Below are 7,452 nucleotides of genomic sequence, written 5' to 3' on the forward strand. Positions count from 1 at the left end.
TGTATTTTGAAATGGGTTGTTCCATCATAAAATTAATAATGAACTAAAAATTAGGTGAAGCCATGTTAGGCAATGACATTCAAATCAAACAGCTGGTAGGGGTTGGCGATGTACATCTCAGTTTTCAAGCTGACCAAAGAGTGTATTGCCTGATTGGTGAAAACGGTATCGGCAAGACAAAGTGTTTGGAGGCGTTGTTTACTCTATGCTTTACTACCAATGGACTCCTTTACGCTAATATTATGAGTGATGAACTATCTGCATTTAGCAATATAATTTCTGATAACAGAACTTTTAATGATACTTCTAATAAAGATTTAATGAGTTTTGAAAGTCATAACTTGCCAGCAGTAATGATTGGTGCTCTAAATCGAGGCACAGTTGAATATCAAGAAGGTAGCTTCGATAAAAATATTTGGGATTATAGTGCTCGTCGATCAAAACACATTAATAACAATTTTTCTGCTTTGAATAATAAAGAGATGCAAAGTCTTGGAATGAATGAGCTATTGAACCAATGGATTATTCAACGCGCTCAATCTGCTAATCCTTATCAAGCCGCCGAAGATAACCGTGAGATTGAAATTACCACACTGCTAAACTTACTTAATAAAGTTGATGAAAGAATCGACAGTAAGTTTCTTGAAATCTCAGGAAATAACCGTGTATTTATTAAAGTTGATAGTAAGAAAACTGAGTTATCAGAACTATCAAGCGGCTTTGCTTCCTTATTGAAAATCATGCAATCTATCATCGCAGGTTATAGCTATTTCACCAATGAAACTAATATTGCTCATGTCAAAGGCGTGGTATTTATCGATGAAATTGAAAATCATCTACATACCAAATGGCAGGCAACTATTATTCCTACTTTGAAGCGTTTGTTTCCCAATACCACGTTTTATATTACCACTCATTCCGCTATCGTTTTGAGCCAACTGCAACATGGCGAAGCTTATGAGTTATATCGTGATAAAGAAGATGGGGTTGTAAAAACGGAGCTGATAGAGCATCCCAATAATGCAGCATTTATAGACTTGTTAAAAGATGCTTTTGATATTGATATTAATCGTTTGAAGCTGTCGCGTGATAACGCACCGCAGCAAAAAAACGCAAAAAAAATGCTATCTGAACTGCTAGAAAAGCGAATCAATGAGCTTAGAGAGGGAACGCAATAATAATGGATACAGAAATTGCGAAGTTATTAGACTCAAACTTTTTGACTTATCTTTTAGAAGGTAAAAATATTGATGAAAATGATATTAATCTTATTCAGCGATTGACTGATTTGTTGGCACTCATTAATGATGATAATGTCGAATTGGTTATTACGCCGTTACTAAGATATGAGTTTTTAAGAAAATTTGGTCAGAATGAGAGTGAAGATTTTGATAAATTTAGAGCAGCGGTTGAAGAGTTTACTTAGCTAGATATTAGTAAAGACGTAACGGATTTGGCGACCAACCTATACCGTTTAGATAAATATGAGGCGGATAGTAAAGGCATACCAAAGAACTTAGAAAAGCGAAAGTTTGATGTCTTTCACTTTGCCACGGCTAAAATAAATGGTATTGAATTATTATCTAACGACAAGCACATCGATCAAATGGAAGGTTTATACGAGCGTTATCAAGCACTTTAATTACCCAAATAAGCCCCACAACACCGTTTAAACTTCTCACCAGACCCGCAAATGCAGGGCTGCTTTTGACTCACTGTCATTGAAACGGTTGGGTCAAGGAAATACCAGCGCGTATCGTTATGAGCTTTGTCTTTGACCTTTACGAAGGCAGACAGCTCGTGATGTGCCTTTACTTTTCCTTCTAAGGTATTCGCCGCATCGTCAAAGATATGATAATAAGCCTTAAACTCAACCTGCGCATGACGTTTGCCAAGTTTTGGTGTGTGCTCTACAATCTCTAACCCTGCCCAATTTGTCTCTTTTGCCCACGATTCAATCGACTTGATATCCAGCAATGCTTGTTGCGCGGGTAGGGTTGTCTTGACGATATATTCTGGTTTGACCAAAACAAACGCGCTATAACGCGTGCGCATTAGCCGTTCGGCATTTTCTGCTTCTAGACTGTTTGCTTTATCAGTTTTTTCATTACAAAGGCTCTCGTGATAAGGCTGGCAGCAGTCTTTATAGGCGATGGGTTTTGTCAAAAAAGACAATGAGGGCGCGATTCGGCAAGGACAGAGTTGCATAGGGTTCATCCACTTTAAAATGGCTATAGTAAAATACCTAAAAAACGCTACAGTACTGCTGGTATCAGTTTTTAACGCAGCATGTCTTCCATTAGATCAGGCAGTATACCTACTTTTAACTGTGCCCATGCTGCCGGATCACGCAGTTGCTGTTTAAACGGATCAAAGGGTGGAGACAGATATACCAGCATTGCCAGCAGCGTATATAGTAATAAATACCACCATTTGTCTTTGGGTTGATAAAACTTCATCGCTGTACCCGATGAGCGCTTCATTTTCATACCTGACAAGTTGACGCTATACAGCTCATCCAACGACAAATGCACAATCGCACCGCCAAATAAAAACAAACCATAAAACCAACTGGCAGCCAGTGGAATTTGTAGCACGTAATAGCTGAGACAGGTTAACCCTAGCCCCAATATCGCCATATAAGGCACGGAGTGGATGACACCGCGATGTACCGTCATAGTGGTAAAAACATGAAAGACCACATACCGCATAAAACCATAGCCTGCCAGCCACAAAACGATCAGCGCCAATAAGCTCAAATCACTGCGCCAGTGCATAACGAGACCAAAGGCAAAAACAAAAGAAGTAATGTTGAAACCCAGCTTAATCGGGGTTGAGTGGTCAGAATCCAAATCAGGCAACAGCCCGCCGATGGTGCCGAGCGCCACGCACATCAAAAATCCCGAATCATCAACCAATCCTGCTTTATAAACCGTTAAACTTAGCGTACCACTGGTCATGAAAGCGACATTTAAGTGGGTATTAAAATTTGCCATAAAAACTCATTCATCCATAGCGCTCAAAAAGACCTTTCGAGCGGCTCATCTAGCCGTAAAAAAGCGCACCATGATACCATAGACCAGCCATACATCTAATAGAGATCACGCCTATGACTGCTACTGATTTACCCATCAAACCTTATGCGGATCGCTGTTTTAATAATGCCCTGTCATTTGATAGGATACTTGATAGCAGCTTTACTGATATTGACTGGCACGCGCCGTGGTTAAGCCATCTAAATCAATTGGCACTTATCGGTGATGCCGTGAAAAACCTAAGTGGTTCAAATGAGCAAAAAAATCAGATCACGCATGATGATCAGCCAATCGATATTATCGCCAGTCTATTAAACGAAGCATTAAAATCACAAGTCACATCACCAACCACGAAACCCATTCATGCTCAGCAAGCGCAGATACTAAGATTTGTCTCACAAAACGCCTTACCTGAAGGCGAAGCGTACGAAAGTTTTATCGCCACGACGGGCAATATTCCAACGCGTGATAATTTGCATGATTTGTTTAACGGCAGTATTTGGCTGACTTTCCCTAAAACCAAGGCAGTGCTCAATTATCATCATATGATTGAAATCGCAGAGCAGGGCATACGCGAGAGTCGGGGACGTGTTCGCGATACTATTACCATATTTGATGAAAATGGGGCGGTGCTAGTCACGTCTAATATACGTGTCAGTGACGCATTGATTGATTTTGACTGGCAGGCAAGTTTGGTCAAACCACGTGCTCAGTGGGATAATCCAAAACAAACGAATCCCCACGCCGAAGCCGCCGTATATATTTTTGGTCATGCCTTGCTTGAGCAGTTGGTGCAACCGCGCAAACCTTTATGTGCGCACAGTATCATTGTCACGGTAACGCCCGATTTCTTTACTTTATCACCATCTGAGCGTATGCGTTATTTGGATAATAAAGTTGCACAATACATGCATGAGTTATTGTTAAAAGATGACGTGACTCCGCGACAGTTTGCGCCATTGCCTATTTTGGGTGTGCCGTATTTTTGGGCGGAAAATGAGAATCCTCACTTTTACGAGGACAATTATGTCTTTCGTCATGGTCGCCGCCAGAAAAACAACGTTTAAGAAGACCTTAGATGCCTATAAATAGCTCGTTCAACCATAGCTCTGTTTACGATTGTGCCACGATTTGACAACCTCTAAGCGTTCCCAAAGCACGGTATGTTTGTTATGGTATATAAGGAGTTATTCCTAACGCCACAACGTTTAGCAGCATTTTTGTTTATGCTTATTTTACGAAGATACCAATCCGATGAGGCTTGCTTTTATTTTGTAATTGCCTATTTTTAAGTACTCGTTTTTAAGCAATTTTTTTAATCAAGTAAATTCATAATCAATCTAGCCAGCCACCAGTGATAACAATAAATTCATAACAATCTACCTAGTAGATAAGGAAGCTACCATGAGTGATATCTTTAACGTAAAAGACACCCTATCGGTCGATGGCAAGGAACATGCCTATTACAGTTTGCCCACGCTCACCAAAACCTATAGCAATATAAGCAAACTCCCATTTTGTATGAAAGTCGTCTTAGAGAACCTACTGCGCAACGAAGATGGCGGTCAATCGGTCGGCGAAAACCACATTGAAGCCGTTGCTAACTGGGATGCAGGCGCTGAAGCCTCAAAAGAAATCGCCTTTATGCCAGCACGAGTCGTCTTGCAAGATTTTACAGGTGTGCCATCGGTCGTCGATTTGGCAGCCATGCGTGATGCGGTCGTTGAGCTGGGCGGTAAAGCCGAGCAAATCAACCCGTTTATCCCTAGCGAGCTGGTGGTCGATCATTCCGTACAAGTGGATGCTTATGGCCGCGAAGATGCGCTAGACTTGAACGAAAAAATTGAATTTAAGCGCAATAATGAGCGTTATGAGTTCCTGCATTGGGGCCGCAATGCTTTTGAGAATTTCGTTGTCGTACCACCAGCGACGGGTATTGTGCATCAGGTCAACCTTGAGTATTTAGCACGTGTTGTGATGGCAGCCGACGTAGAGGGAGAGCTGACAGCGTATCCTGATACGGTGTTCGGTACCGACAGTCATACGACCATGATTAATGGTATTGGCGTGCTCGGTTGGGGCGTGGGCGGTATTGAAGCGGAAGCGGCAATGCTTGGTCAGCCCTCCTCAATGCTGATTCCACAAGTCGTTGGCTTTGAATTGAAAGGCAAACTGACTGAAGGTGTCACCGCAACAGATTTGGTATTGCGTGTGGTTGAGATGCTACGAGCGCATGGCGTAGTTGGTAAATTCGTCGAATTTTATGGTGAGGGTTTACACAGTATGCCGCTTGCTGATCGTGCCACGATTGCCAACATGGCACCAGAGTATGGCGCTACCTGTGGTATTTTTCCAATTGACCAAATGGCCATTGATTATTTACGTCTGTCTGGGCGTGATGAAACACAAATTGAGCTGGTCGAAAAATACGCCAAAGCGCAAGGCTTATGGCACGATGCTGATACGCCAGCGGCAACGTATTCAAGCAATCTAGAGCTAGATTTGTCATCCGTAAGGCCAGCGCTCGCCGGTCCTAACTTGCCACAGCAGCGTATCGACCTATCCGATATGCATGAAAAATTTGGCGAAACGCTCGCAAAAATGACCAAAGATCGCAAGTCAGAAGTGGAAGGGAAAGTACGCTTCGATCAAGAAGGCGGTGAACAAGAGCAAGCGGAAACCTTGGCAGCAAAACCCAAAATGGATAATAGTCAAGATGAAGGCTATCAACCTGCCAATGGCGTATTCTCCACCGTTAATATCAATGATAGAGACTATAAGCTGCGTGATGGATCCGTGGTTATCGCTGCTATTACTTCTTGTACCAACACCTCAAACCCTGCGGTTATGATTGGCGCTGGTTTAGTTGCCAAAAAAGCGGCCGCAAAAGGGCTAAAAGCCAAGCCATGGGTCAAAACGTCCTTAGCGCCTGGTTCTAAAGTCGTAACTGATTATCTAGAAAAAACCAAACTGATGGATGAGCTAGAAAAAACAGGCTTTTACTTAGTCGGTTATGGTTGTACCACGTGTATCGGTAACTCAGGGCCGCTGCTTGAGAGTATCGAGAAAGGTATTGAAGAGAGTGATCTAGTCGCTGCTGCTGTACTGTCAGGTAACCGTAACTTTGAAGGTCGCATTCACTCGCATGTTAAAGCCAGTTATTTGGCGTCACCGCCATTAGTCGTGGCTTATGCGCTGGCAGGTACGGTCGATATCGATATGACCACCCATCCGCTGGGTCAAGACCAAGACGGCAACGATGTCTATTTAAAAGACATTTGGCCAACATCAGAAGAGATCAATGAGCTGATTGCCAATAACATCGATGCTGATATGTTCCGCAAAAACTACGGTGAAGTGTTCGAAGGTAGTAAAGCATGGAATGCGATTAGCTCAGCTGATAGCCAGCTGTACCCATGGAGCGAAGAATCTACTTATATCAAAAACCCACCGTTCTTTGATGGTATGACCATGGAGCCAGAAGGTATTCTTGATATCGAAGGCGCGCGTATCTTAGGTCTGTTTGGTGACTCAATCACCACCGATCATATCTCACCAGCGGGTAATATTGATCCAGATTCACCAGCAGGTAAATACTTGCAAGAGCGTGGTGTGATGCAAGCTGACTTTAATAGTTATGGCTCACGCCGTGGTAACGATGCGGTCATGACCCGTGGTACCTTTGCCAATATCCGCATCAAAAACACCATGATGAATGGTAAAGAAGGTGGCTATACTTATTACTTTAAAGGTGACAGCGCTAAGTTAGCAGATGGCGAAGAAATGGCCATCTATGATGCCGCGATGAAATATAAAGAAGACAAGCGTCCGCTCGTGGTATTGGGTGGGGCAGAGTATGGTTCTGGTTCTAGTCGTGACTGGGCAGCCAAAGGTACGATTCTGCTTGGCGTAAAAGCGGTTTTGACCAGCTCATTTGAACGTATTCACCGCTCGAACCTCGTCGGTATGGGTGTATTACCGTTGACCTTCAAAGACGGCGAAAATGCAGCTACCTACAAGCTTGATGGGTCAGAAGTGCTTAGTATCACAGGCCTCGACAATGGTGAAAGTAAGACGGCAAAAGTCACTGCGACACGTGCCGATGGCTCGACTGAGAGCTTTGATGTCAATGTCATGCTACAGACACCAAAAGAGCGCGAGTATGTGCGTCATGGCGGCGTATTGCATTATGTGCTACGTCAATTGGCTGCTGAGAGTAAAGAAGCAGGTTAGTGATAGATTAGAATTTATATGATAAAAAGCCCAGTCGTGATGACTGGGCTTTTTTGTATATTAATGTAGAAAGAGTTGATAGATAGGGTACAGTTCGTAACCGACTCTATATAGTCAATCCAGAATAAAAGAGATACAACCCATATCATGAAACAGTTTAGGTAGATTATTCTCCATCCACCCT

The 7,452-nt window shown here is 42.8% G+C and carries 7 protein-coding genes; 5 read left to right on the top strand and 2 right to left on the bottom strand.

Translation table 11 applies throughout. From position 1 onward, the window contains the following. Window positions 1–62: 62 nt before the first annotated feature. The 3 genes from JMX48_RS11740 to JMX48_RS11750 are packed head-to-tail and all read left to right on the top strand — an operon-like array spanning window position 63 to window position 1,642. On the top strand, window positions 63–1,178 hold the full coding sequence (locus JMX48_RS11740; RefSeq protein WP_201537999.1) for an AAA family ATPase: 1,116 nt from the start codon (window positions 63–65) through the stop codon (window positions 1,176–1,178). A 2-nt stretch (window positions 1,179–1,180) separates the two neighbouring features. Continuing rightward, window positions 1,181–1,426 (top strand): hypothetical protein, encoded by a 246-nt coding sequence (locus tag JMX48_RS11745; protein ID WP_201538001.1) that lies wholly within the window; start codon window positions 1,181–1,183, stop codon window positions 1,424–1,426. 27 nt (window positions 1,427–1,453) lie between these two features. After that, the gene (locus tag JMX48_RS11750; RefSeq protein ID WP_201538003.1) at window positions 1,454–1,642 is read left to right on the top strand and encodes a hypothetical protein; all 189 of its coding nucleotides are present in this window, start codon (window positions 1,454–1,456) and stop codon (window positions 1,640–1,642) included. On the opposite strand, the gene JMX48_RS11755 is transcribed toward JMX48_RS11750, so the two are convergent. Beyond that, on the bottom strand, window positions 1,639–2,208 hold the full coding sequence (locus JMX48_RS11755; protein ID WP_201538005.1) for a YchJ family protein: 570 nt from the start codon (window positions 2,206–2,208) through the stop codon (window positions 1,639–1,641). The genes JMX48_RS11750 and JMX48_RS11755 overlap by 4 nt on opposite strands. Before the next feature lie 71 nt (window positions 2,209–2,279). Next, entirely contained in the window at window positions 2,280–2,996 is a 717-nt protein-coding gene (locus JMX48_RS11760; RefSeq protein WP_201538007.1) for a metal-dependent hydrolase, read from the bottom strand. A 113-nt stretch (window positions 2,997–3,109) separates the two neighbouring features. Here JMX48_RS11760 and JMX48_RS11765 point away from each other — a divergent pair, with 113 nt between their 5' ends. Further along, window positions 3,110–4,102, top strand: coding sequence for a DUF3025 domain-containing protein (locus tag JMX48_RS11765; RefSeq protein ID WP_201538009.1), 993 nt, complete (start codon window positions 3,110–3,112; stop codon window positions 4,100–4,102). 337 nt (window positions 4,103–4,439) lie between these two features. Beyond that, window positions 4,440–7,268, top strand: coding sequence for an aconitate hydratase AcnA (gene acnA / locus JMX48_RS11770; RefSeq protein ID WP_201538011.1), 2,829 nt, complete (start codon window positions 4,440–4,442; stop codon window positions 7,266–7,268). Window positions 7,269–7,452: the final 184 nt, after the last annotated feature.

This window comes from Psychrobacter immobilis (assembly GCF_904846225.1).
GTDB classification, from domain to species: Bacteria; Pseudomonadota; Gammaproteobacteria; order Pseudomonadales; family Moraxellaceae; genus Psychrobacter; species Psychrobacter immobilis_F.